Below are 26,365 nucleotides of genomic sequence, written 5' to 3'. Positions count from 1 at the left end.
GTTCGCATCGTTGTGCTGGCCGCTATCGGCCTCCCGCCAAAGCTTCAGAAGATGCACCGTCGGCCTCGCCCCGAATCCGCACCAGCACAATGGTGACGTTGTCCGTTCCGCCGCGCTCGAGGACCTTTGCCAGCAGATCCTCACATGCCGCCTGCGGGGTCGTCGAAACCACGGCCGCCTCGATCTCGTCGTCCGAGACATGCGCGGTCAGCCCGTCAGTACCCAGGATGAAGACATCGCCGGGCAGGAGGTCGCCCTGGCGGAAGTCGACGTCGATGTCGTCGCTGACGCCGATGGCGCGGGTAATGACGTTACGGCGCGGCCAGGTTTGCGCTTCCTCAGCCGTGATCGCGCCGCGATCGAGCAGTTCCTGCACTTCGGTGTGATCGTGCGAGACCTGCGAGATAGCGCCGTCGCGCACCAGGTAGACGCGGCTGTCGCCGAGCCACAGGCATGCGAATTTGCCGTCCATGGCGAGCAGGGCCGCGACCGTCGAACCCATCGTTGCGCCACGCGAGTCCGAAATCTCGCGAATGTCGGAATGAGCCAGTCTCAGCCTGTCGACGAAGCGCGCGCGCAGGTCAGGCGCTGACTCGGGAATGCCGATCGTCGACAGGTGCTCGACGATGCTGGCGGAGGCGACTTCGCCGGCGTCATGGCCACCCATGCCGTCGGCGACGACCCACAGGCCGCTGCGGGGCTCGATCAGGTAGCTGTCTTCATTGACCTGACGGACGCAGCCCTTATGGCTGACGCCGTAGCTTTCGAAGGGGAGGGCAACATTGTTCAATGGCCTCAAGCGCTTCTCGGGCGCCCCTCTGCGTTGCGTATCGACGCGCGCGCCGTTCAGTCTGCCACAGGCCCGTGCGTTAGAGTACAGAAATTAACATGGGCTGTTTCGCCTTGCTTCCTCACCGGTTCAAAGCCCCTTCGGGCAGGTGAAGCCGGAGAATGCGGCAAGCGAAAACGGATTGCCCGGAGGGTTGATCTGGACGGTGTAGGCGACATCGCGGCCGCCGATGACGTAGCGCAGTTCGAGCTTGTCGCCGTTGAGCGTCGACGTTCCGACGTCGAGCAGGCGTTTCAGGGCCCATGGGCCTTCGAACCTGATGGCGGACTCGCGCCCCGGAAGCTCCGGCGTCAGGCTGAGATTGGCCGAGCCGGCGGACGCACTGCCGGGCCAGGTGACGATGCCCGGGCTGCTGCCGTTCTGGTAGCTTTGCACGACCTGCCCGTTGACGTCGAGCAAGGCCATGTCGGCGTCGCCATGCAGCGAAAACGGCGTGAAGGTGATGTTGACCGCAGGCGTCGAGCCGCCAAGCGGAAAGAACGCATCGCGGATTTCGGCGGCAAGCTGGAACTGCTTCAGCGTCGACCTGGACAGTCCGCGCCCAAGGCGCGACTCCTGCTTCCATTGCCATTCCTGGCCTGACATGTCGGCGAAGGACGCCAGGTTCTGGGCAAAAAACCTGTCGATGACACCGCTGGGCGCAAAAAGCCGGGCGAAATCGCCGATCGGTACGTCCTGGCCGGCGCCAGTGCCGAAGGGGTAGCGGTTGGCGACCACTTCCTCGCACGGGCCGCTGACGGTTTCCTGCAGCGACTGGTTGAGTTGCGCCACAGAGGTTTCGGCGACGTCGCCTTCAAAGTCGTCGGCGGCGGCATGGACCATGCGCGACAGGGTCTTGGGCAGGCGCGAGGCATTGGCGCGGAGGTTGGATATCTGCAGCCGCAGATTGGCGTTGACGCGACCGGCTTGTGACGGGGCGGCGGCCGAGATCGTCAGGCTCTGATAGACGGCATGGAAATTCTGGATCAGGGCATCGATGGGGCGCTGGCCGGGGCGGCCATCGACGAGAAGCTGGAACGGCCGGAACTGCGCTTCGATATTAGCCCCGGGCACGACAGTCGGCGCATTGGCAAATGCCGCTCCCGCCCGGCTTGTCGATTTGCGGCCGGCCAATTCGATGCCGATGCGGGCGAGGCCCTCGGCGCCTGCGTCGACATCGCCTGTGGCTGCGGCCCCGGCAGTGCGGGTCAGCGCCGTTTCGCGGGCAATCGCCTCGAACAGTTGCGCCAGCGGTGAGCTGGGCGAACCGGCCGCCGATAGTGCCAGGTATTCGGGTTTGTCTGCCGACATCGGCCTGAATTTCAGCTTGTCGAGTACGCTGTTCCATGCCGATGAAAACTGATTGCTGTAGCGCTCGAGCATTTCGGGGCCGAGCCGCAGCAACTCCTGCTCGACATCGCCTTGCTCGCCGCCGGCGCCGATGACCCATTGCTCATCGACAAGCTTTTGCGCGATGCCGGCAAGCTGCGTCAGGTAGAAATCGGTGAAGCCGGCATGAGTGTAGAGGCCCGGAATGCGAAGCGCCGACAGGTCGCTGCCATCGACGGTTTCGAAGACCAGTTTTGCCTCCTGGCCGCCTTTCGTTGCGACGGCGAAGTCGTCGAGCGTGGCGGCAGACAGCGCCGAGGCGATCAGCGCTGCGGCGCGGTCGGCGACCGTCATGCGGCCCAGCGCGCGCTGCGCTGACTCGACGACGGGCCGATTGATCTCAAATGCCGGATCGAACTCGTCGTCGAGCGTGAGCATGGCCCGCAGGTGCTTTTCCAGGATGAGGCGGCCTTCGCGGTTTTGCGGACCTGGATAGCGGTTGTGCTCCCAATCCTGCTTCATCCATGAGACGATCTGTTCGTCATCGACCTTGGGCGCCTTGCCGCCGAGCATGAGGTAGATTTTCAGCGCTTCGTAGAGCGCGGCCCGATCGCTCATCTTCGCCTCGATCGTGCGTTCGAGGTGAAGCAGCAGGCGCGGGCGCAACATCCGCTCCAGCGCCAACCGATAGGTCGTTTCAGATGCCGAAAGCAGCCGTGCGCGCTGGCTGAGCCCGAGCGCTTCGCGGGCCGGCGTCGGCTGGTCGCGGTTCTCATAGCCGGTCGGCAGGCCGCTTATGCTCTCCAGTGCTTCGATGACGTTTTCAAGATCAACGTCGGATACAGTTTCCGCCTGGATCAGCGCGCCGGCGGATGCGGTGTAGCTTTCTACTACCTGGCTGGTCGCGGCGATCAGCGCCTTGTTGGCCGTGTAACTTATGGCCAACGCGCTCAGCGCGGCAGCAGTGACAAGGGTGATGGCGCCGATACCGGCATAGCGGGCGAACCTGGCGCGCCGGTCGGCGGCGTCATCGTAGGAAACCCAGCCGGCTTCGGCGAAGATGACCTTGGCTAGCAGGTCGTGCAGGAAGAAGCTCTTGCCTGTACCGGACAACTGCGCCTGGGAGCCGTCGCCGAAACTCCGGCCGATCGCGCCGAGCACACGATCGATCGGCGTGCCCTCCTGCGTGCCGGAGGAGAAATAGAACCCGCGCAGGATGGCGCTTGCCTGCTTCTTCGTCGGCTCAAAGACGCGGCCCAGGAAGGCTGCACTACGCTGCCTGAGCGAGGCGAACTGCGCGGCAAAGCTGAAGATCGAGATGCGCGCGACCGGGTCCGGCTCGCCTTGCAGACGATCCGGCACGTCCTCGGACAGGCGGCGCACGAGCGCGTCGAATTCGACCGGGACCTCGCCAACCATGTTCGCCTTGCGGTCGGCCCCCTGGAATGTCGCGCCCCACACCATACGCCGGCCGGCTTCGTCCAGGCTGCCGAAGCTTTCCATGAAACCGGCGATCAGGTCGGCCTTGGTGAACAGCACGTAGACCGGAAAGCCGATGTTCAGCGTCTCATGGATCTCCTGCAGGCGATTGCGGATGATGACGGCGTGGACGTCGAACTCCTGGTCGCTTGAGGTCATCACATCGGCGAGGCTGATGGCGACGATCACGCCGTTGATCGGCTGCCTGCCGCGATGCTTCTTGAGCAGCGACAGAAAGGCCAACCAACCCTTGCGGTCGTTTTCGGTGTCGGAATCCTGTGAGGTGTAGCGACCGGCGGTGTCGATCAGCACAGCTTCGTCGGTGAACCACCAGTCGCAATTCCTTGTGCCGCCGACGCCAGGCACAGGCTGGGCCGCGCCCGACACGGCGAGCGGAAACTTCAGGCCCGAATTGACCAGCGCTGTCGTCTTGCCGGCACCGGGTGGGCCGATGATCAGATACCAGGGCAATTCGTAGAGGAAATTGCGCTTGCCGCCGGCGCGCTTGAGCGCAGCGATGGCCTTGGTCATGCCTGTTTCGAGCAGGCGGGCGTCGCCGTCATAGGCACTGTCGCTGGCGACCGCGGCTGCGAGCGCCTGTTGCGCCTGGCGGGCATGCCAGACACGGAGCAAGGCGACGCCTGCGACCAGGGCCGCGATGAGGCCGATGACAGCCAGGCGCGCCCAGACAGGTTCAAGCGGCCGGTTGTCGGCCAGCACGATCAGGGGGCCGGCGAACCATACGGCTGCGGCAAATCCGGCCAGCGCTATGACACTGAAAATCCTGAGCAGCCACGTCATCATGGCAACCACGCGATGCGGCGGCGCGCGCTCACGGCGCATCCTCCTGCCGGATCATGACGTCGACACGCCGGTTCAAGGCGCGGCCGTCGGCGGTTGCGTTGTTGGCGATGGGCACATCCTCGCCCTTGCCTTCGACAGCGATCCGTGCGGCGTCACCGATGCCAGGCGCAAGGGCTTTGGCCACTGCCTCGGCCCGGGCAACGGAGAGATCGTAGTTCGACTTGTAGGCGCTGGACTGGCGCGGCTTCACGTTGTCAGTGTGGCCAACGATCTTGATTGGCCCCGGTTCGCCGGCGAAAGCCGCGGCGATGCGTGCTGCCACGGGTGCAAATTCGGGCTTTGTCTCGGCTTTGCCCGGCTCGAAGAGCAACTCGTTGTTGATCTCGACGACAATGAATTCGCCCTTGGCGGCGACGGTCAGCCCGCCAGCGCCGATATCCTGCGCGAGTGCCGCGCGGATGCGGTAGATCTGCGCCATGGTCGGGGCAGCCTCGAAAGGCTCGACTTTCTCAACCGGCTCGGCATGCTCGACGGGCAGGGCGAAATCGCTGCGTTCGATGACAACAGGTGTCGCGGGTGTCAGTGCCAGCAATGTCGCGGCAAGCGCGTCACCGTCGTTGGTGACGTCGCCGCGCATCCAGAAGAAGGCGGCAGTGACCAAGGCCAGGGCGAAGGCGGCGATCGCCCACGGCGGCAGCCGGTACGGACGCTGGCCCACGGTGGCTGCGAGCCCTTGCCAGTGCGGGGAAATACCGTCGTTGGCAAGGGGCCTGAAGTAGCGCAGCGCGGCGTAGATGTCCTGGCGAACGGGCTCCAGGCTCTGTTCACCGCCGACGGCGCCGCGATATGGGCCTTCGAAACCGAGCGACATACAGGCATGCATCAGTTCGAGCAGGTCGCCGCGTTCCGCCGGATCGGCCAGCACCGAGTTGAGCGCTTCGAAAAAGCCATTGCCTGGCGCATCGACGCCATAAAAGCGCGACAACATGCTGTGCTGGGCCCAAATGTCGGGCCCGATACCCGGCAGGTTGGCGACGATGTCGTCGGCTGTCTCGCAAAGGGCATATTTCGCGATATGCGCGTCGTCTTCGGTCACGCCCGCTTCGGCAGCTTTCCATTCAAACTCGTCGATGCATTCGCAGACATGCTGGGCCAGTACCGATGCGTCCGGCTCGACAGTCACCGTTCTCAGATGGCCCAACAGGATCAAGAGCGGCGTCGCCGCTGATATCAGCAGGTTGGCGCCGGCAACCTGGATACGCTCGGCGGCCTCGAACAGGGCCTCCTGCGACATGCCCCCCGTCGTCGCCTGCTTACGCTGTTTGTGACTGCTGGGAGCAGCGTCTGCAGGTCGTTCATTGAAGGGGCTGGCCTGGTAGATCACCGTGGCCGAGGCTGGCGCCTGGTGCTCGGGGCTGCCGGTGTAGATGATGGTCGGATCGGAAGCTGGAGACTGTGGCGAGGGTGGCTGGTCCGGTTGCGGCGCGCGGCGAGGCGATCCGCGAATGACGGTTCTGCCGTCGGAGCCGGAAGGATCGTCCTTCGAACTCATCGCCGATTACCCGCTTTCGCGCGACGGCTGCCATGCCATGACAACGCCGCAGGCGCCTCCGGTCACGTGTCAATCATGCATCGTAATGCAAGGAAATGTCGATGGGAACCGGGGGGCGGCCGGCAGGAGTGGCGGAGGCTCGACACAAGGATCGGCGTCCCGAGGCGGCGCTACTTTTTGTTCGCCGATTTGGCATAAGCTTCGCTGAAATAGGCCAGGAAGACATCGAGCATGCCGTTTTCATGCGCGGCCTCTTTGGCCTCCCACGTCGCGACGAACATGTCCCAGGCCCGGCCTTTCCTCGACACGAAGGCCGAGGCGGGAAGCTTCCGCTCGATGGCATCCGGCGACAGTTCCGAAAGAAGGCGCGACAGGGCTGCCTGCATCGCGGCATAGGTCGCAAGCTCATGGGTCTTGAGATCGCGGAATGCCTCCTCGACGCTGTGCCTGGCGTCGAGATAGCCGGAGCGGCGTTGGGCAAACATGATCTCGAGGATTTCGTCCGAACGCGGAATGAACTTCAGCGGGTTGTTGTCGACGCCGCCGATCATCGTGCGCTGGCTGCTCTTGGCGAGCGCCTTGGCGGCCGCACGTGCCTTGAGCAACAAGGCAAGCTCGTCGACGACCGCGCGCAGCACGGCGCCGACTTCGGCCGCGACGTCATGCGGATCGCGCTGCAGGAACACATCGGGAGAGACGCCGGCGCCCGAAGCGATGAGCCGGAGCAGTTCCGTGGCCTCCAGCCTTTGTAGTTGTGGCACAGGCACAGACTGGACCGGAACCGGATGCGGCGCGCGCATCTGTTGGACTGGCTGTCGCGACGCGACGCCGGCCGCTGCCTGGCCGTTGTTCACACCGCCGAAGAAGGGATCCGCGAGTTGCGGTGGGGGCTGGCCGACGCCTGCGACATGCCGGGCGGGCATCGGATTGCCCCAGTCGCTGTTCGCATCCAGATCCTCGACGGCGACCGAGACGATATAACTGCCGATCGAGAGCTGGTCGCCATTGGCGAGCGGATGCGGGTCGGTGGCGCGCTGGCTCGAGCCGTTGACGAATGTCCCGTTGCGCGAGACGTCGTAGAGCCAGAACGTGCCCTTGTCGTAGCGGATCTCGCAATGCAGGCCGGAGATGAACAGGTTGGGGTCGGGCAGGTTCCAGTCGCGGTTTTCGCGGCCGATGGCGAAGCTGCGACCATTCGAACTGTAAAACAGCGGTCCGCCATTGGGCAGCCTGTCGACATTATCGATGGTCAAAGTGATGAGCATCCGAATTCGCCCGCCAAACCTCTGTTCCCGGCAGCCTCGTCCAAATTCCTTATTATATTCTAGCAGTTTGCTGCGACCGCAGAACAGGGGCATTTGCGCACGGCAGGTTCGGCGTGTTCGCCGAGCCGGCTTTGGCCGGTTGAAAAACTTGTGCTAAGCTTTGCGCCAGATGTCCGGCCGTCCCCGCGGAGAGGCACGACGCCATGGCTAACGATCGCGCGACTGTGGTCCGGACACCGCTCGGCGAGACGTTGACTTTCACCCATCTGGCCGGCCGAGACGAGATCAGCCGCTGTTTCGCCTACACCGTCGGCTTCGTCAGCAGCGACCCTGATATCGATCCATTGAAGATGCTGGGCGGTGCCGTCTCGGTCGAGGGTGAGTCCGATCCGAAACGCTGGTTCAGCGGCCTGGTGTCGGATTTCCGCCTGACCCGCATCGAGGACCGGCAGATCTATTACGAAGCCGTCGTACGGCCGTGGCTGTGGTTTCTCGGCACGGCGACCGACTGCCGCATTTTCCAGAACATGAGCGTCGTCGAGATCGTCGAGAAGATTTTTTCGAAGTACGGCTCGGCGAAATTCGAAAAGCGGCTGCAGGGCTCGTATCCGCCGCGTGACTATTGCGTCCAGTATGACGAAACCGACCTCAACTTCGTGCAGCGCCTGCTCGAGCATGAAGGCATCATGTATTTCTTTGAGCATGGTGACGGCGAGCACACGCTGATCCTTGCCGACGCGATGAACAAGCTCAAGCCGGCGCCGGGTTACGAGACGGTGCCGTATCATTTCGAAGGCCAGGGCGCGCGCCGCGACGTCGAATACATCACCGAGTGGATCCCCGGCAGCTCGGTCAGGCCCGGCGCCTACACCCACACCGACTACGACTTCAAGAAGCCTGATGCCAGCCTGATGGCCAAGTCCGACCAGGCGTTCGGCCACAAGCTCGCATCAGGGGAAAACTACCGCCAGCCCGGCACCCACCTGGATGTCGGCCGCGGCGACAAGGTCGCCGCCATACGCCGCGAGGAACTGCAGGCCGTGCACCAGCGCATCGCCGCTGCCGGCACCGTGCGCGGCCTGTTTTCAGGCTGCACCTTCAAGCTCGACGGCTTTCCGCGCGACGACCAGAACCAGGAGTATCTCGTGGTCAGCGTCGAATACCGTATCTTCGACCCGGGCTATCGCAGCGGCATCGAGACGGCGGGCGAGAGCTTCACAGTCGTCCTCGGTGTTGCGCCGACAAGCCTGCCATACCGCCCGCCGCGAATCACGCCGCGTCCGATCATGCGCGGGCCGCAAACCGCACGTGTCGTCGGCCCGTCGGGCGAAGAAATCTTCACCGACGAATACGCCCGGGTGAAGGTACAGTTCCACTGGGATCGTCTGGGAAAGAAGGATCAGGACAGCTCGTGTTTTGTGCGCGTTTCGCAGACCTGGGCCGGCAGCGGCTGGGGCTTCATCCAGATCCCGCGCATCGGCCAGGAGGTGATCGTCGATTTCATCGAGGGCGATCCGGACCAGCCGATCATCACTGGCCGTATCTACAATGCCGCCCAGATGCCGCCCTATGGCTTGCCCGGAAGTGCAACGCAGTCGGGCTGGAAGTCGAACTCGTCCAAAGGAGGCGGCGGCTACAACGAGTTGATGTTCGAGGACAAGGCGGGCTCCGAACTGGTCAACTTCCAGGCCCAGAAGGACCACAACCTGCTGATCAAGAACGACCGGACCAAGCTGGTGCAGCACGACCAGTCCGACCGCATCGACCACGATGCCAAACATTCCGTCGGCCATAACCTCGATGAGGACGTCGGCAACAACAAGACGGTGAAGGTCGGCGTCGACCAGACGACCAACATTGGATCGAACGATACCGAGACGGTGGGCAAGAACCGGTCGCTGACCGTCGGGTCGAACGAGACCATCAGCATCGGCTCGAACTCGACGGAGACGATCGGCGCCAATCACGCGCAGACGGTGGCCATCGCCCAGGCGATCACGGTTGGCGCGGCGCGGGTGGATACGGTCGGCGCGACCGAGACGCGCACGGTCGGGTCCGCGCAAACCAACACGATCGGGTCGACGCGCGCGGTCACCGTAGGCGCTGCCCAAACCCATCAGATCGGAGCCGACGATAGCTGGAACATCGCGTCAAATCAGAACGTGACGATCGGTGGGGCGCAGAAGTTCAGTATCGCCAAAGATCTGAACAGCCAGATCGGCGCGGGAAGGCGTACGGAAATTGCCAAGGACGACGGCACCAAGGTCGGCGGTGCCTTCCAGCTGGAGATAGCCAAGGCCAGCATGACGCAGATTGGTGAGGACGGCAAAATCACCATTGCCAAGACATTTCTGGTCGAAGCAGGCGATGCAATCGCACTGAAATGCGGCTCGTCGTCCATTACAATGAAGAAGGACGGCACCATCACCATTGAAGGCAAGGACATCACGATCAAGGGGTCCGGCAAGATCAATGTGAAGGCCTCGAGCGACATCACGATGAAGGGCAGCAAGATCAATCAGAACTAGGAATGCCTGACATGACCAAGGTCCAAGAGCGCATCGAAGGTGTGGTGATTGGCCAGTTTCTTGGCTTCGATTCCGATTCACCACTGGTCGTTTTTCCCGGCAACCCAAATGACGCGGCGGTTCCCGCGCGCAGCCTGACTGAACTGACCTCGGCCATGATCGGGGCCGAAGTGGCCTTGCTGTTCCAGGAAGGGGACCCGGCGCGGCCGCTGATCGTTGGCCGGATCGTCGAGCCAGCCCGCAAGTCACCGACACCGCAGGTCATTCGCGATGGTGAACGGGTGACCATCATCGGCGACGAACGGATCGAGCTCCGCTGTGGCAAGGCGACGATCATCATGGAAAAGGATGGTCACATCACCATCCGCGGCACCTATGTGACGAGCCACGCCAGCGCCACGAACAGGATTCGCGGTGGGTCGGTGAACCTGAACTGATGCCCAAGATCGTCTTGCGCGAGATCGTTCGCCAGCATGCCGAAATGGCGGCATTCCTATGGACGGTCTACGACCACCACCTGCTGCATCCTGATGAAAATCCCGATATGGACGAAGAGCGGCTGGAGCGTCTCGTGGAGCGGCTTGACGCGCATGTGGATGGTCTTCGCGTCGCTGGCGAAGCAGGCCAAGAAATCGCAGAGGCGCTCTATGCCGAGTATCCTGAAGCTGGCGAGCTGTTTGTCCTGCGCATGCTCATAAAGGGCGCGCCATCAAGGATCGCGGAGCTCGACCTGCCCAAGGTGAGGGCATATCTGTCGACCAATGGTAGCCAGAAGTAGGTAAACTCAACGCTCAGGCGGTCACACCAGCCGGAATTCGTTGTCATAGACGAGTGTCAGCTTTTTCCATGCCTTGCCGTCGAAGCGCCAGGCGGCGTCGATGCCGGCGACATAGAGATAGTCGCCATCACTGCGCAGATCCGAGCCGATGCCGGTATCCTCGAAGGGCTGTAGCGCGTCTGCCGCTTCAACGCTTACACCCACCTCGTCGCCCCAATAGGCGCGTCCCTTGAAACTGCGCACGGCAAAGAACGTATGGTCGGGCGCCTCAAGCTCCGTCGCTTCCTCGCCGGCCACTCGGAGGCAGACACCGCTGTCTCCGGCAAGCCGGATCGTGCCGTCAGGCGCGACGTCGACGCCGCGAAACTGGTCGTGGCGATGAAGTTCCACCGGCTGCCAACCTGCGTCAGTCAAACGGTGAAGGCTACCCTGGTTGCCGCAGGCAAACAGGCCGTGCCGAGGCGTGCCGTGAACGTCGAAATATTGTATCGGGGCAGCGGGTGGTATCGGGTGCCAGGCAGCCCCCTGGAATCTGAGGGCCACACCTTTGCTCCCCACGGCAATGGGCCCATTCGGATCCTTCGCCCAGATGCGCCTGAGGCTGATGTCCGAGACCTTGTCACGCGACCAGTTGGCGCCGGCAAAGTGCCAAACCCGGGTGGTTGCCTCAAGCGCAAGGAGTTCGTCCGACGGCGTCGCGGAAAGGGACATCAGCCATGCGTCCGACAGCAGAATGCGCTTGGCGGAAGCCGGATGGAAATCATCCACGACGAAGACGACCGACACGGTGTTCTCGAAGTCGGGATCACTGACCAGGAAGAGGATTGCGGCACGGCCGCCGCGCATTGGCGCGACTTGAATGCACTGGTATGCCGTATCGCTCTCCAGTGCGAAGATCTCAAGCAGCTCTCGGTCCATTCTCATCTTGGAATCCCTTTCAAGTGCCGGCGCGTCGCTTGCACCCAACCGTTGGGCGTTGCTTCATTGCCTTCTCCACCTGCCGTGCAGAAACCGTCGTCTTTTTGAGCTTCTTCTTCGCAGCAGCCACCCGCTCTTCCTCCGCATAGGCGCGCGTGCAGGTTGAGTGGCACATCTGCTTGTCTTTCACCTCCTGCTCGCTTTTGTTCATGCTCTTTTTCAGATAATTCATGTTTGCGACTTCGAGACATTCGGTCGCGAGCGCAACCTGCGCTGGCGGGATGTCCAGATTGTCGACGGTTGCGGCAACGCAAGTGTTCACGAAGTCACCCAGCTTTCCCTCGGGGTTGTTGGCGATCCAGTTTCTTGCCTCAGCCGACTTGTAGTAGTGCGGTGTGTTGGTCGTCCTGCCGAGAACGGAACGTCCTTCAACACCTGCCGAACGCGCCGTTGCGCCTTCACCAGCGACCCACTTTGCCTTCATGCAGATGCATGGCGCCTCCCTGTCGTCGTACTTCTCGCAGCATTTCAGCACGAGGTCGCGCACGCCGCCGGCGGTAAAGAATTGGACCTCGACCGTATGCTCCTTCTGCTCGCCCGGATCGCATTTCAGCTTGTTGTAAGGCTTGATGCCAAGGAAAGCGCATCTGGGGTCGGATTCGTCGAGAATGCCGACCTTGGGCAAGGGCGGGCCTCCGGCAATGGGCGATGCATGGTCGTTCGACGAAATGTCGGAGAAGCGGCTGATCGGCTCGCCGTCCATGAACACGTTGCCCGACCAGGCGTGGGCATACTCCTTGCCGGTGTTCACAGACGTAATGACATTCTTCTTCGGCGCGCAGCCCGCTTCGTTGCCGGTGCATTTGGTGTAGTAGGATTTGTTCTTCTGGGTGACCGTCTTGCCACCGATCTTGACGGTGCTGGTCCCGCTGTCGGTATCGCTATCCGAGCCGAAGGTCGGGTAGGGCACCGGCACGCCCGGTGGTGTTGCCGGTGTCTGTGGGGGCGTGAAACAGACATAGGGGAATGCCGCGATGACCTGGTTTGCCTGCGCCTTGCAGGCAATCTCCAGCCCGTTGGCGAAGACGGTCATGCTGCGGTCCCCGAGCCGAACAGCGCGGCGCCGCAAGCTCCGGCGTCGGAAGAAGCTTCAATGAGGACCGGATTGCCGGCAGCGTAGCCTTTCCGGGCGGCTGTCCAGGCCATGCCGACCATCAACGGGACAACGGCAGCTCCAATGTTGCCCAGGGATTCGGCGGGTGACCAAAGATCCTGAAATTCATGCCGGCCACGCAGCAAACGCAGCGTTACCAGTGCAGCCTGCTTGAACCAGTATTGCTCGCCGACCAGATCGGAGATGCGATAGCCCAGGCGGCTCATGTCGATGCCCGTTTCCTGGAAGGCTGCGTCATAGGCCGATGTCATGCCGGACGCGCGCAGGGGCAGATCGTCCTTGTTGTAGATCGACGCCGCTTCGCGGGCGAGGCCAAGCCCGAAGAGCTGAAAAGATCCGCTGTTTGGACGTGTGCACAGCACGGCCGCGGCGGCCTCACCCGGGATGAACCCGTCAGAGTTGCCGGCCGTCAGCAGTCGGCCACCCATGAGATAATGGGTGATCGTTGCTGCGGTAAGGTAGCTGTCTACGCCGGCGATCATGACATAAGACACCTTGCCGGAAGCCAACAACCGCCGAGCGTGGTCGAAGGCGGCGTGCCCGGACGGACGTCCATGCGCCACAATGCGGGAATGATCGTGAGGCGCGAGTTGGATGATATCGCCAATCCGGCGCAACAAGGCCGAATTGTCGCGTAGCGGCCGGCCGGGCCGGTCTTCTTCCGGCAGGCAAAGGATGAGGGCGGTTTGGCCACGTGCCTGCGGCTCTGCCTCGAAAGCCTCGGAGATCGCACCGGCAGCGAGATGAGCCATGCGCTTCTCACCAATCCAGTTGCGCGGAAGCGGCACGGGCGCGCCAGTCAAGCGTGCGTCTGGCGACTGCTGAAAATGCGTCTCTTGAAAACCATTCAACCGCGCCCGCATCGCGGCACAGCTTGACGGGCCGTCAAGGCCAACGGCCGTCACCATGCCCACGGATACGATATCGAGGCTGGCACTCATGCCGCCTCCGCACCGTCGTCATCGCGTAACGGAGTGTCGAACTTGCGGATGTAGCGCTTGCCGGTCGCCCGGGCCAGCAGCATGCCGGGTGTCGGCGGGCCGATCCAGCATTCGGAGAAATCAAGGATGGTGCGATGCAGCCGCTGCGACAGGCGCCAGACCAGCGAAAACCGCCGGCGTTCTGGGTCGAATAGGATCGTGTCGGCGGTGACAGGCATGTCGACCACCTTCTTCCCATCCTTGAACAGCGCCATTGGCAGCGCCGTGTCCGGAAGCCGAAAACTCACCCGTCCTTCCGGCGTCAGGTTGACCAGTTGAACCTCTTCGCCACCTCTGGGGTGGTCTATCTGCTGGTCCGGCGGGGCCATCTGGAAGTAGCGTTCGTCGAAGTCCAGCGGCAGGAACGGGAATATGTTTTTGGTCCAATTGTCGTCGTAGGTGCCGCCATGTTCGATGCGGCCGGGCCAGCCGCGGCCCATCGGCCCGAAGCTCATCGGCGTGTAGTCGCCGAAGGGTGAGCGGACATCCTCGCCGACCTTCTGGGTGTTTGGCAGTCGCAGGCCCGGAATGAGGTGCTGGTTCCTGGTGCGCGACCAGCCGGTGCCGACCGGATTGGCAGCATAGACGCCCGGCATCTTGTCCTCGGGGTCCAACTTGTCGACGCCGCCCCAGGCGACATCATAGCTGATCGGCAACTTCAGGAAGGGTTGTGACGCCGTCGCGGTGAAGACGGGGCCGATCGCCCGCCATTCGCGGTGGCCCACCACCTCGAACAGTTTTGACCAGTGGCCTATCTTGATCCCGACAGTTACCCGTTCCGCCGCCCGCCCGCCCGGCGCGTAGGCACAGCCATTGGCAATCACGTCGCATCGGGGTTTGCGGAACGCGAAATCGGTTTCCCAAAGGGTGGCTGAATAGCCCGGCTTGCCAGTTTGCGTGTCGGCGAAAACCAGCGGAGCCTGCTCCGCGGATTTGCGCACCTCTGCGCCAGGCTTTGCCGGAAAATCGAACGTTGCCTTGACCACGACGACGAGCCAGTCGTGCCCAGCAACATCAGTGGCGGCAGTGAACTGGTGAGGGTAACCCATCTGGTTCAATATCTGCATCAACTGGTCTCCCAGCTTGCGGTGAGCAGCCGATCCAGAGCTACTTGCGGGGTCGCCGGATCGACGTCCACAGGCACCCAGGGACCGGCCCACAGGACCATGCCAAGCACTGACTTACCTGTCATGTCGAGCGCCGGAAAAGGCAAAGTGGCCAGACTGGCGGCGAACTCGTCGGCGCTGACATAGCCATAGCGCGCGGCGTCAGCCGCGATCTCGATGTCGTCGAACCATTTCGCCGCCATGTCAGCCACGCCGGTTGCGGCCACGGCGAGCGGTGCTGCGACGGTCAGCGGAAAACGGCGGCCGGCGCGATCGTTGCTCGTCACGACGATGCCGGCCATCGGGCCATTGGCATCAGGGCCGAGCAGAAAGCGCAAGGAGAGGTCTTCCGGCCAGGCGCCCGAGTTCTGCAATGGCGCCAGATAGCTCGCCACCCAGCGGTCCCACGCGCGCACGAAGTCGCCTGGAAGGCCTCGGCCGACGAAATCGCCGGTCGCCGGGATCTTGCCGTAGAAGCCGGTGCCTAGATGTTCTGCGGGCACGTGAACCTCTTGAACATCTGGAGGTTGTAGGGGTTCTCGACACTTGCCGCCTTGAGCTCGAAGTCGGCGTAAAAATTCTTGGCGCCCAGGCGCAGATTGTAGACGTCGGATAGCGATGTGCCGGTGAAGCGGCCCTTGGTCAAAAGCCGAAGCCAGGCCCAGCTGCCGGTTTCATTGACAATGACTTCGGGCGAGCCGTCGATGGGCTGAAAGGCCAGCGAGATGGTGCCGGTGCCATCCTTGCCCGGCCAGGTCATCGGCTGCGGGCGCGTGGCGTTGTTGTAGTAGACGAGGCTTTGGCCATCGAGATTGAGCGTCACCCGGGTGACGGTCGGCGACAGATCCTTGGGTTCGAGCGTGAAGCTCATCAGAGGACCGGTGCCTCCAGGAAACAGGTCGTCACGGATGCGGCGGGCCTGTTCGAAGGCGGCAAGGGCCGAGGAATCGAGACCCATGTCGGCACGCCACGTCCATGGCTGCTTGGCGGTGTCGACATAGCTGATCAGGTGGTCGTTGGTGAAGGCGTCGATCAGTCCGCCGGGGCCGAACAGTCGGGCGAAATCGCGGACATTGACGTCCACGGCACTTCCAGGGCTGAACGGATAGCGGTCGGTCAGCGCCGCCTGACAGAACGGCAGGATATCGGCGCGCCAGATGGCGTTGAGTTCTGAGGTGACGGCCTTTTCCGTCAGGCCGCTGGTGTCGCCGGCAATGCCGCCGAGCCAGTCGTCGATCGGGTCGGGCAGGATCTGCGCCTGACGGGCGACAGCACCGGTCAGCTCGGCGAGGCCGCCTTGCTTCTTGATCGCATCCTGCGGATCGGGATTGGCGGTGACCGTCTGCAGCACGTTCGACAATGCGGTGAGGGCAACGACTGCGGCGTCGAGCATGGGCGGCTGGCCGTCCACTTCGGCGACGGCACTTTTCAGCGGCTTGAAGTGCTCGGCCACGAGCGTTCCGGTCATGTCGACTTCGGCCGCCGAGCCGGCGCGCGGGAGCAGCTTTGCGCCCGCCTTGGCCAGCTTGCCGACTTTTCCAAGCTTGCCCAGAAGCTTGGATGCGCCTTTGTTGGCAGCCTTGTTGTCGCCGGCCGGCTCTTCGTCGGAACGGATGAGATCGGTCTCGTGGACGACGGCGGTGACGAGCCGCTTGAGCGCGGAATCAGCGCTCGACAGATCCTTCAGGTTCTCGCTGGCGACGTTGAGATCGGTCAGCGGCGCCAGACGGATGTCGCGCAGCAGGCTGTCCCACTGGGCAATGAAATCCTCGTAATAGAGCTTGAGAATGTCTTCCGACAGCGCCGACACCGAGGTCTCGGAATTCTCTTCGCAGCCGCCGGCAAAGACGGCGCGATCGAGTGCTGCCTGGGCTGCGACATCCTCCAGCCGGTCGAGGATGACATCGTGGAAGCCGGCGTAGGTGAACGCGCCCGAAATGCCGACTCGCATCGTCTTGTCAGACTGGCGGGCAAACACCTTGGAGCCGTTGGGGCCGGCAAAGTTCGCCGGAATCCATTCTTTCAGTTCGGCGACGGCGGGATCGGCCAGCAACTGCTTGTAGGCGCGTGCCGGCAGCGAAATGGTGCAAACGCTTTTCAAGGCCTCGGCGACCAGTGCCGGATCCGGTGCGACATAGCTCGCGTCGATCGTCATGCGGCGAATGGCGGCAAGCTGGTGCTCTTCGGCGTTGGGCGTCGGGAAGGGGGCGACGGGCGCGAATTCGGGCAGTTGGTTCACCCACCAGTCCTGGGCGAAATCCGCGTCCATCTGGGAAAGGCCGGTCATCATGCGGTAGGTCTTGAGCGCCCCCAGCATGAACTCCGGATCGCGGACCTGGCGCCACATCGTCGTTTCGAGCAGGGCGACCATGCGTGGTTCAAGGATGTTGCGCAAAGCGTGGTTGTAGCTGTCAGCCTGGGCGCGCAGCAGCTCCGGCGAAGCTGTCGGACCAACCAGGTCGCGAAAGCCGCTGGGCGGCGGTGTGCGGGCACTGGTGACTTCGTCCATCGCGGCTAGCGCGACATCGATGTCTGGTGCGTCGACCGGGGCGGGGGCTGCCGCAAATGGGGCAAGCGGCGCCTGCAGCGCCTCCAGCTGGCCGGCCTGTGCCGCGATGGCATTGCGGTTGTCGTAATAGGACAGCCCGAACAGAGAGCCGGCAAGCAGTACCGCCGCTCCACAGGCCGCGGCAGCTCCGCGCCAGATCCACGTCCGACGGCGCTGCGCCAGCGGATCGAACATGCCGAGCCCTGCTTCCCTGAAGATCACCTCGGTTAGCAGGTTCTTGAGGAAGAAGCTGCGCTTTTCGACGCGCGGCGACGACATGGCGCGCCGCGGCGGCAGGCCGAAGGATGACGAGAGCGCAGCGGTCAGCCGGTCGATAGGGGCGCCTTCCTGCGTTGCCGAGGTCAGGTAGACGCCGCGCAGCCAGGCGCTGTCTTCATAGCGGCTTTCACCGAATATCTGTTCGACCAAGAGGCGGATCGGTTCCGACAGGCTTTCGACCTGGGCCGGGAACCTGAAGATTTCGGCGCGGGCAGCAAGGCTGTCTTCGTCCTCAAGGCGAGGGACGAGGCGCCGCTCGAGCTCGGTCGCCAGCAGCGAGATCTCGCTTGCGACCATCTTGCCGTCGACACGTGCATCCGGCGCGAATGTCGTACCCCAGACCTGCTCGCGGGCTGAAGTCGACAGTCCGCCGAAGAAGGGCTCGAAGCCCTTGATCAGGTCGGCCTTGGTCAGCATCAGATAGACCGGGAGCCGGATTTCGAGGCGTTCGTTCAGTTCGGCAAGGCGGCGGCGGATCTTGCGGCCATGTGCCTTGATGGCTTCGTCACCCTCCGAGAACGCATCGATCGACAGCGCGACAATGACGCCGTTCAAGGCGCGCCGGCCGCGATGTTTCTTCAACAGGTCGAGGAAACCGAGCCATTCTGTAGCATCGACATCGGGTTGGCTTTCCTGCTGCACGTAGCGGCCGGCGGTGTCGATCAGCACCGCGTGCTCGGCGAAGAACCAGTCACAGTTGCGGGTGCCGCCAACGCCCTGGATGTCGTCGGTGAGGTCGATCGGGAAATTCAGGCCGGACTGGCGCAAGGCGGTGGTCTTGCCGGTGGCCGGTGGTCCGACGATGACATACCACGGCATGTCGCGCAGCAGCTTGCGGCCGCCGAGCTTGCGCCGCTTCATCTCGTCCATCAGACCCTGGAACTTGGCGCCGACAGCGGCAACGCTCTGCTCGCCTGCCGTCAGCGGTTTTTCGACCGGCGGCGCGGCGATCTCGGCGACGAACATGCGATTGGCGCGGATGGCGCGGCGCTGCGCCAGGATCAGCCAGATCAGCCACAGGATGACAAGGCCTGCGATGAGCGCCATGCGCACGGTTTCGGATGCAAACGGCGTGCTCTGGCCGACGGCGACGATCGGGCCGAAGACCCAGATGATCAGCGAAAGCAGCGTCAGCCCGATCAGTGTCCAGAGCCACCGCGATGTCAGTACCGACCAGAGGAAGCGCAGGATGAACATCTGTCACAGCCTCTTTTCGACCAGCACTTCGACACGACGATTGAGCGCGCGGCCCTCGCGCGTGCCGTCGTCGGCAACGGGGTCGGTGGCGGCGCGCCCCTCCGAACGCACGCGCTCGCGTGGAACGCCGTTCTGGACGAGCATGTCGGCAATGGTGGCAGCGCGGGCCTCCGAAAGGCGCTGGTTAGTGGAAAGCGGGTTGGTTCTCTGCAGAGGAATGCCGTCGGTATGGCCAACGATGGTGACGTTGCCGATCAGTTCCAGGTTCTCGACGATCACCTTGGCGATGGCTTCGACAAGCGGTTGGAAGCCATCGGTCAGCTCGGCCCGTGACGACTGGAACAGCTCAGGGTTGGAGGCCTGAATGACGAGGCGGGCCAGCGACACGCTTTCGGCGCCCTTGAGTGCGGGGCGCAGGCCTTCGGGTGTGGCTGCGGCGAACTCCGGCAGCAGGGCGAAATCGACGGTTTCAACCGGGGGTGCTTCAGCCTGGGGTGTCGTGCGCAAAACTTCCGCGCGATCAGCCGGCGGAAGCGCACGGACCAGCGCCGAGAGCTGGACGGCCTGATTGCTCAACCCAAGCGAAAAGCCGATATAGATCGCGGTGGCGAGCACGGCTGATATGACACCCATCACCCAGATCGGCACGGTGAAGCGCGGCGCCTCGTCGGCGGCGACGACACCTCGCCAATTCGGCGACAACGGTGCGTCCTCAGCGTCAGCGTCACGCAGGAAACGGGCAGCGGCGACACGCACGGCATTCAACGACCTGTCGCCTGAGCGGCCCGGCACCCGGTACTTGCCGCGAAAGCCGAGCGCCATGCAGTGGTATTGCAGCTCCAGCATTTCCTTGTCGCGGTTGGGGTGGCGCTCGAGCTCTTCCAGGCGCGAGAAGAACTGGGCGCCGGCATCGACGTCGCCGCGCAACATGACGACCAGCGGTTGCCGCGGCCAAGCGCTCGAACCGCCCCAGGGTGTGTTCAACGCGAGATCGTCGAGCAGGGCCGCAACGGACCACGCGGCCTGGTCCGCCCGCTCGATCGACGATCCAGCAGCGACTGCGGCATCACGACCACGCACGAGTTCTTCCTGCAGGCGGGTGCGAAGATGCTCCGGATTCTCGGGCGGCAGCGCATTTTCGAGTTCGGGAGCGAACTCCAGCAAGGCGGAAAACGCCTTGACCAGTGTGTTCGGATGGGCGCGCGTCCGCTTCAATGGCGCAGCCGAAAACGGCATCGGCATGCGCGGCGACGGCGTGCCGACCATGCGTATGCGGGTGCGCTCACGATCCTCCGACAAGCCGAAAGGATCGTCCTGGCTCATCGCGTCACCTGTTCACCGAATAGCAATCGACCTGCGGCTCGCTCGGCAGCACGCCGGAAACGCCAATGACGAATCCGGGTGCATCGAGGAGGGAGGCCCAGTGCTCGCTTCTCTGATCGAGTTCAAGGCAAAGACGGTCACCGTCATAGGGGATTTCGCGCGGTTGCGAATGCAGCGGCTTGAGCGGAATGCCCGGCAGGCGCGACTTCCACAGGCCTTCGAATTCGCTTGCCGCGCCCACCGTCGCCTGGTTGACGAAGATCTTGCGCAGCGCGTCCTCCGACAGCTCGGAGCCGACGCGAATGACGATGCGGCTGGCGACAAGCAGCTTGGGGTTGTCGATGCGCACCTTCCAGACATTGGTGGAGTGACGCATGACCGGCAGCGCCCGCGACTTCGGCTCGACATAGCGCAGGCTCAGGATCAGCGAGCGCAACGTGTCGGCAAGTGCTGAATAGGCCGGCCCGGGCGCCATGTGGTCGTATGTAGGCAGTTCGGCGAGGCGCCGCGAATTCGAGCCATAGGTCGCCATCGAGCCGGCAAGTCCGGCAAGCTCGAGATAGAGCTCGGCTGGATGGAAGATGTCCTGTGCCAGCATGTGCGCCAGGCGCGGCCGCGCCGCATTGGCCAGGTTGAGCATCAAAAGATCTTCGACGCTGCGACCGGGACCGCCGAGCACCATCTTGGCATGCGCTTCGGCGATCTGGTCGAGACCGGTGATGACTTCCTGGAGAAGCTGGGCGTACCAATGGACAGCACCTGTGGCGAGTGTCGGCGGCAGGAAGTTGCCGTCGACGGCAACACCACCGTCGGCGCGCAGCCCGGTGATCTCCGTGATCGGCAATGCGGTGTAGCCGCCAACCGATTTTCCGGGCGCGAGCAGCAGCGCCTGTGGCCGGGCGATCTCGATCTCCTCGGGATCCGATCCGCCTTGCACGGCATCGCGAACCGTGACGATGCGGCCGCGATAACGTGCACCGCTGGTTTCGGCATGCGCCGGATCGAAGCCGACGCCGCCGGGTGGTTCGAGCGGCACGGCGATCAGCACAGGACCGCCGCCCATGTCGGCTGTCACCGCGAGCGGCTTCGGCGCATCCATGGTGTCGGGAATGGCGAAAGGTGTGCCGTCAGGAAAGATGCCGCGCGCCGAGAGCACGGCGATCTGCCCCGCCTCGAGCAAGGCAGGGTCGAGGGTGATCGCGCGGAAGCCATAAGTGTGCAACGGCCCGGCCTGCAACGCGCCGCGCACCGTCGCCTCGAAAAAGCGGTCCTGTTGCTGGAAGTGCTGGGTCCGAAGGAACAACCCCTCGGACCAGAGCACCCTGTTTGCGTCGGTCATGCGGCAACTCTCTGCATCGCCTACTCCTGATGTGGCCGCCTCAGGCCGAAATGCCTCCGCTGCCGAGTGTCACGGTGATCGTCACCGTCGAACCCGGCGAAACCGATTTCGTCGTTCGCCAAGTACGGCCTGTCGGTTCGCGAACAAGTGCCACGAAGCCGAGCGCGGTTGCCTCCGGCTCGACGGTGATTGTCTTCGACGCCGCAGCACCGGGGCCGACCGAAAGCTGGTCCGAGCCGATGAGATCGCCGGCAAGTGCCGAACCCGCGTCACCCTGCAGGGCGAAATAGTCGGCCGAATTGAACTTGCCCGTGCTTTTCAAGCGCATGATCAGAACCGTCACCGGCCTGTCGCCGCCGTCGGGTCCGGGATTCATGCCGGCTTGACCGCTCACATTGACGGTGACGGTGGACGGTTTCGGTGGCCCGCTCTGGCAGGCGGTCACCAGTCCAGTAGCGCCGAGAGCAATAATGAAGTCGCGCCGGTCGATCATGCGTCACTCCTCTTCATATGCGTTGCGGAAATCAGCTCCTATTTCGCCCATGAAGCGCGTCTCGGCGCTCACGGCGATTTCGCGATGTCGTTTCTTGTAGAGATCCCAGAGCTTGGCGCTGCGGCCGCCGGCCAAAAGCTTCTCGATCGACGAGCTCGACTTCAGTTCCTCTTCGAGCGCGACGGGATCAAAGCGGTCGATCATGTGGCGAAGCGCGCCCTGCAGGCCGCGCCAGGCGCGAACATGATGATGGGCGAGGTCGCGTATCGCGTCCGCTATAGCCGGCTCGCCGGCGAGGAAGCCCGGGCTGCGCTCGGCCAGGATGGTCGCCAGCGCATCGTCGACGGTGGGCAGGAACTTGAGCGGGTTGACCTCGGACGAGCCGACGATGGTCTGCTCGATGCGGGCGTTGCCCTTTTCCTCGGCGCGCTTGCGCAGGAGCTGCATCAGGCCTTCGAGCATCAGGCGATACTCGCGACCGAATTTCTCCATTTCGGAAACCGGATCACGATTTGACGGACCGCTTTCATCAAGGCCCAGACCGCGCAGGAAGGCGGCGTGCAGCGCACTGTCGGAAGGTGCGGGTGCGGGAAGTGCGGCTGCAGGCGTTGCCGAGCTTGCTGCTGCTTGCTCCCGGGCTCTCAGCGACATTGGCGGCGGAGGCGCGGCATCAGGCAGGCGAACGGGCAGATCCCAAGGTGCCGGCGAGGCTGACTTGGCCGGAGCAGGGGCAGGAGCAGGGGCAGAGACGGGTTCGCGCGGTTTTGCTTCGGCGACGGGCGGAGGCTGTGCGATGGGCGGCAGGTCGAAACCGTCATTGAACGATGGCGATTGCGTTACAACAGGCTCCGACTTTGGCTTTGGCGGCGGCGTTTCGGCCGAAGCGAGGCCAAATGGATCGGCAAAGGCCGCCGTGCCGTTCGGGCTGCCGTCGGCATGACCATTCGAAGCAGGCGTCGCCACCGGATCGAGGCTGAACGGATCATCGAAGGCAGGCGAATTGCGCTCGGAGCCCCCGGCGCGCTCGTAGGCGCGAAATGCTCCGGGTTCTGGATGTTCGAACGGGTTCGGGAGATCCGCCGGGCGAGGGCGCTGAGGCTCCTCATCGGTCTTGAGCGAGAAGAAGTCATCGCCACCCAGGCCGACCGGCCCGCGCGATGCGGGTGGCGCGGGTTGAGGCACTGACGTCCTTGATGGAGCTGACTTCGGCTGTTGTGGCTGGACCTCGGCCGGGTGCAGCTCGACCGCAACGACATAGTCGCCAAGCCTAAGCCGCATGCCATGGCGCAGCCGCACCGAATTGCCCGAGCCAAGCGCGTTGCCGGCGTCGTCGATGAAGAGGCCGCTGCTCGATGTGTCGACGACGACGTAGCCGTCCTGTCCAGCGGTGATCTTGCAGTGGGCGCGCGAGACGAACATGTCGGGGTCGTCGATCTGCCAGTCCGCATCGGGACTGCGACCGATAACCAGTTCACCCTTGTCCAGCCGGGTCTGGCGCACTGCCTGTGCGCGTGGTCCCTGCTCAAGCGTGAGGAGCAAGCTCATGCCCCGACTCCCGCCATTTCTGGCCGCCAGCCGACGATCGTCCGCAGGCGCATATCCTCAGCATCGCCCCTTTCCGCAGGGGGCGCAAGCCACGCCGTTCGGCCAAGCTGCGCTGCGCCGATGCGGGCCGGTGGCACCTCTTCGCGGGCCAGCACGAGCCTGAGATCGACGTCGAGCAATTCTCCGATGAGATCGCTGATGGCGCGCTTCAGGACAGCCAGCCGCCTGCTGCCGGGAAGGAACGTCGCGTAGGTGGCGAGATCGAGCGGCCCAATGCGCAGTTCGACCCTGTTCTGGCGGCTGAAGCTGCGCGGCCCGATCGTCGCGCTTCTGCCCAGCGAAGCGCTGGCCTGGCCCAGCCTTGTCTGCAACGCTGCCGGGACTTCGAGCCAGGAGGCGACGAATTCCTTCAACTGGACCGGCACCTTGAACACTTCGGCGACGAACAGGGTCAACCGCTCCGGCCCATCGACCTGTCCGGCAAGTGCCGCCGCCTGGCGCAACTTGACCGCATCCACGTCTGGATCCTCGGAATTGTCGGTTGCTGGAAGTCCGATGCCCGCCATAGCCTCCAGCATCTCGCGGACGCGCCCACCAACGGCACGCTCGACCTGCACGCCCGGATGCGCATCTGCCCAGGCCCGATAGAACAGGGCGATCATGCGGTGCTGCAGGATGTTGACGAATTCGACGAAGGTCGTGTCGCTGGTCTGATGCGCGTCGGCACCAGCAAACCAGCGCTGCGACATCCGATCGAGCACCCACCGCGTCACATGCAGCGGCAGCGGCCCCTCCGGTCCCAGCAGGCCCAGATTGGCGACGGTGACGCGAGCGGCAGCCTTGTCGGCGGCCGCCTCGAACTTGACGACGTCCTGGGTCGAAAAGCCGAGACGAACATGCTGCCCGAGGCGGGCCGGCTCGCGATCCGGGCGCCCGGAATGGCCGAACAGGCGACCGCTCCGGTTTTCAAGCTGGCGCAGCAACTCGAAGAAGTCGTAGCTCTCCGTCAGCGTGTCGCGCGCCGCTAGATCAGGAAGCGGTTGCCGGGCGTCATCGGCCATGGCACGTCCTCCTGCTTCTGGAGCAGCCGCGTGCGGGTACGCACGAAGCCGTTGATACCGGCGTGGCGGGCAAACAGCCGCGCCAGAAGAGCGGAAAGCAGCAGCGAGCTTTGACCAGACAGCACCGACTGGTCGACATGGAGCAGGATCTCGGTGCCGCGGCCGAAACACATCGGCCCCGGAATGGCCAAGCGCTCGATCACCGGCTGGGAGTCTATGCGCACGATCGAGCGGACATGGCGCGCCAGGGCCGGATCGCCGCGATCGGCATAGAGATCGAGCAGCGCATGCAGCGGATCGACGCCACGCCCCTCCTTGGCAAGGCTGAGGAAGTTGAGCGCAAGCTGCGCCACCAGCCGCCAGGCAAGTTCATCGGCACGGGATTCGGCATCAGCGCCGGCAGGCAGCACGGCTGGAATGGAAGGCTGGGGCGCGCGCAAGGCACCGAGCAGGCGCACCGCCTCGACCGGGTCGCCGCTCTCCAGCGTCAGCGTCGGATTGTCGTCGAGGATCGGCAGGTCGCGGTTGGTGCAAAGGGCCGTGACCTCAATGCGCTTGAGCGGCCGGCCGATTGGCATAGCTGCCGGACGGGAGATCGCCAGAAACACGTCGTCGCCGGTATAGGAGGTACGCGTCATACCCTCGCGCCGCTCGTCTTCGGTGGCGCGGCGGGGGCGGCGTTCGGTCGAATAGACCCAGCCACTGCCCCGGTTTTGCCCAAGGCTGAAAAGTGCCGGTATTTCCGCATCCGCGCCCTGGGCGTCCGCGTCCTCGACATGGGTAATGCGGTAGATCTCGAAATCCCTGGGCCGGGTGCGATCGGCGTAAAGCACCTGCCGGGTCTTGCGGGCATCGAGTTCGATGACGTTGCATTCGCGTTCGAACAGGTTGATCACCGGTGTCGCGAACAGTTCGAAATCGGCTGGGGCAAGGTCGGCGAGCTCAGGCGCGGCCCGTCTCAGCAAGAAGACGACTTCGAGCCCGGCCTCGCAACTCCGAACGACCGGCAGCAGGCCTTGGACGCGGACGTAGTGGAAGCGCTCCGGCATCATGAAGTATTCACGCAACAGCCGGTAGCCTTCAAAGGTCGGACGCGTGCGCGGCATCAAGGCTTCGCTGTCGCTGATGCCGATCATCTCGGGCTGGGGCAGGACGGTGAGCTTGCCTGACTTGCCGTTGTGGCGAGCGCCCATTGCGGTGCAGACGCCAAAGATCGTGTCGAACAGCAGCGAAGCCTTGGTGCGCCCGGCGAAATGCAGGTCGAGCCGGTCGAGCGCCAGTTCGTTGAGCTTGCCCTTGCCTGACCTGGCGATGGTCACGCGCAGTGCCGCTTCGCAAAAGACGCCGCTGATCGGCGAGATGCCGGCTGCGGCCAGCGCGCTGCGGTCCTGGTAGTAGCCGACGGATGAAATCTCGATCGGCCACAAGGTGACATCCTGTGCCGTCGTGAAGGTGGAACGTGTCGAAAGACTGGGCTGCAGGTTGGCCACCAGCCGGGTGCCACGCTTGACGACATGGCCGGCATTCATTGTCTGAACCTGCTGGCCGGGCTTCAGCACCGCCATGGTGACCGCGGGTGCCTGCGTCAGCAGGTCGGGATAAAGCACCTCAAGCACGCTGCGGGCGAACCTCGAGCGCTCGGCATCGACCTTGAGCCGGGTCCGTGCGGCAAGGAAGGCGACGCCGTCGAGCAGACGCTCGACATATGGATCGGGGCAGGGTGCGGTATCGAGCGAGAGGTTGCGGGCGACCGCCGGGTGCATGTCGGCGAACTCAGCTGCGAGCGTGCGGATGTGGGTCAGCTCCTCCTCGTAATACTCCAGGAAGATCCGATCCAT

19 protein-coding genes are annotated in these 26,365 nt (G+C 63.9%); 3 read left to right on the top strand and 16 right to left on the bottom strand.

What is annotated here, in order from left to right:
- Positions 1-22 precede the first annotated feature (22 nt).
- From IHE39_RS06950 to tagH (IHE39_RS06935), 4 genes are all read right to left on the bottom strand, one after another.
- Entirely contained in the window at positions 23-790 is a 768-nt protein-coding gene (locus IHE39_RS06950) for a PP2C family protein-serine/threonine phosphatase (RefSeq protein ID WP_184767781.1), read from the bottom strand.
- 129 nt (positions 791-919) lie between these two features.
- On the bottom strand, positions 920-4,480 hold the full coding sequence (gene tssM, locus IHE39_RS06945; protein WP_246485388.1) for a type VI secretion system membrane subunit TssM: 3,561 nt from the start codon (positions 4,478-4,480) through the stop codon (positions 920-922).
- Positions 4,470-5,993 (bottom strand): type VI secretion system protein TssL, long form, encoded by a 1,524-nt coding sequence (gene tssL, locus IHE39_RS06940; protein ID WP_192565904.1) that lies wholly within the window; start codon positions 5,991-5,993, stop codon positions 4,470-4,472. The genes tssM (IHE39_RS06945) and tssL overlap by 11 nt, the downstream gene beginning before the upstream one ends.
- Before the next feature lie 170 nt (positions 5,994-6,163).
- Positions 6,164-7,258, bottom strand: a complete 1,095-nt coding sequence (gene tagH / locus IHE39_RS06935) for a type VI secretion system-associated FHA domain protein TagH (RefSeq protein WP_192565903.1) — start codon at positions 7,256-7,258, stop codon at positions 6,164-6,166.
- Positions 7,259-7,461: 203 nt separating this feature from the next.
- Here tagH (IHE39_RS06935) and IHE39_RS06930 point away from each other — a divergent pair, with 203 nt between their 5' ends.
- The 3 genes from IHE39_RS06930 to IHE39_RS06920 are packed head-to-tail and all read left to right on the top strand — an operon-like array spanning position 7,462 to position 10,564.
- A complete protein-coding gene (locus tag IHE39_RS06930) occupies positions 7,462-9,786 on the top strand; it encodes a type VI secretion system Vgr family protein (protein ID WP_192565902.1) in 2,325 nt (774 codons plus the stop codon).
- A gap of 11 nt (positions 9,787-9,797) precedes the next feature.
- The gene (locus IHE39_RS06925) at positions 9,798-10,223 is read left to right on the top strand and encodes a DUF6484 domain-containing protein (RefSeq protein WP_192566072.1); all 426 of its coding nucleotides are present in this window, start codon (positions 9,798-9,800) and stop codon (positions 10,221-10,223) included.
- Positions 10,223-10,564, top strand: coding sequence for a hypothetical protein (locus IHE39_RS06920; protein ID WP_192565901.1), 342 nt, complete (start codon positions 10,223-10,225; stop codon positions 10,562-10,564). The genes IHE39_RS06925 and IHE39_RS06920 overlap by 1 nt, the downstream gene beginning before the upstream one ends.
- A 21-nt stretch (positions 10,565-10,585) precedes the next feature.
- Here IHE39_RS06920 and IHE39_RS06915 read toward each other — a convergent pair whose 3' ends face one another.
- From IHE39_RS06915 to tssF, 12 genes are all read right to left on the bottom strand, one after another.
- On the bottom strand, positions 10,586-11,350 hold the full coding sequence (locus tag IHE39_RS06915; RefSeq protein WP_192565900.1) for a beta propeller repeat protein: 765 nt from the start codon (positions 11,348-11,350) through the stop codon (positions 10,586-10,588).
- Positions 11,351-11,501: 151 nt separating this feature from the next.
- Entirely contained in the window at positions 11,502-12,575 is a 1,074-nt protein-coding gene (locus IHE39_RS30570) for a PAAR-like domain-containing protein (RefSeq protein WP_246470536.1), read from the bottom strand.
- Positions 12,572-13,597, bottom strand: coding sequence for a beta-ketoacyl synthase N-terminal-like domain-containing protein (locus IHE39_RS06905; RefSeq protein ID WP_192565899.1), 1,026 nt, complete (start codon positions 13,595-13,597; stop codon positions 12,572-12,574). Before IHE39_RS06905 ends, IHE39_RS30570 begins: the two co-directional genes overlap by 4 nt.
- Positions 13,594-14,703, bottom strand: a complete 1,110-nt coding sequence (locus IHE39_RS06900) for a DUF2169 family type VI secretion system accessory protein (RefSeq protein WP_192565898.1) — start codon at positions 14,701-14,703, stop codon at positions 13,594-13,596. The genes IHE39_RS06905 and IHE39_RS06900 overlap by 4 nt, the downstream gene beginning before the upstream one ends.
- Positions 14,703-15,245: a type VI secretion system-associated protein TagF gene (gene tagF, locus IHE39_RS06895; protein ID WP_192565897.1), complete on the bottom strand. Its 543-nt coding sequence runs from the start codon at positions 15,243-15,245 to the stop codon at positions 14,703-14,705. The genes IHE39_RS06900 and tagF overlap by 1 nt, the downstream gene beginning before the upstream one ends.
- Positions 15,227-18,766 (bottom strand): type VI secretion system membrane subunit TssM, encoded by a 3,540-nt coding sequence (gene tssM, locus IHE39_RS06890; RefSeq protein ID WP_192565896.1) that lies wholly within the window; start codon positions 18,764-18,766, stop codon positions 15,227-15,229. The genes tagF and tssM (IHE39_RS06890) overlap by 19 nt, the downstream gene beginning before the upstream one ends.
- 3 nt (positions 18,767-18,769) lie before the next feature.
- The gene (gene icmH / locus IHE39_RS06885; RefSeq protein ID WP_192565895.1) at positions 18,770-20,089 is read right to left on the bottom strand and encodes a type IVB secretion system protein IcmH/DotU; all 1,320 of its coding nucleotides are present in this window, start codon (positions 20,087-20,089) and stop codon (positions 18,770-18,772) included.
- Positions 20,090-20,093: 4 nt separating this feature from the next.
- Positions 20,094-21,428, bottom strand: coding sequence for a type VI secretion system baseplate subunit TssK (tssK, locus tag IHE39_RS06880; RefSeq protein ID WP_192565894.1), 1,335 nt, complete (start codon positions 21,426-21,428; stop codon positions 20,094-20,096).
- A gap of 40 nt (positions 21,429-21,468) precedes the next feature.
- Positions 21,469-21,921, bottom strand: a complete 453-nt coding sequence (gene tssJ, locus IHE39_RS06875; protein WP_192565893.1) for a type VI secretion system lipoprotein TssJ — start codon at positions 21,919-21,921, stop codon at positions 21,469-21,471.
- A 3-nt stretch (positions 21,922-21,924) separates the two neighbouring features.
- Positions 21,925-23,466: a type VI secretion system-associated FHA domain protein TagH gene (gene tagH, locus IHE39_RS06870; RefSeq protein ID WP_192565892.1), complete on the bottom strand. Its 1,542-nt coding sequence runs from the start codon at positions 23,464-23,466 to the stop codon at positions 21,925-21,927.
- The gene (gene tssG / locus IHE39_RS06865; RefSeq protein WP_184767796.1) at positions 23,463-24,527 is read right to left on the bottom strand and encodes a type VI secretion system baseplate subunit TssG; all 1,065 of its coding nucleotides are present in this window, start codon (positions 24,525-24,527) and stop codon (positions 23,463-23,465) included. Before tssG ends, tagH (IHE39_RS06870) begins: the two co-directional genes overlap by 4 nt.
- Positions 24,491-26,365, bottom strand: coding sequence for a type VI secretion system baseplate subunit TssF (tssF, locus tag IHE39_RS06860; protein WP_192565891.1), 1,875 nt, complete (start codon positions 26,363-26,365; stop codon positions 24,491-24,493). Before tssF ends, tssG begins: the two co-directional genes overlap by 37 nt.

This window comes from Aminobacter carboxidus (genome assembly GCF_014863355.1).
Classification (GTDB): domain Bacteria; phylum Pseudomonadota; class Alphaproteobacteria; order Rhizobiales; family Rhizobiaceae; genus Aminobacter; species Aminobacter carboxidus.
The sequence above is the reverse complement of the archived record's forward strand: the minus strand, read 5'-3'. Positions and strand labels throughout refer to the sequence as shown.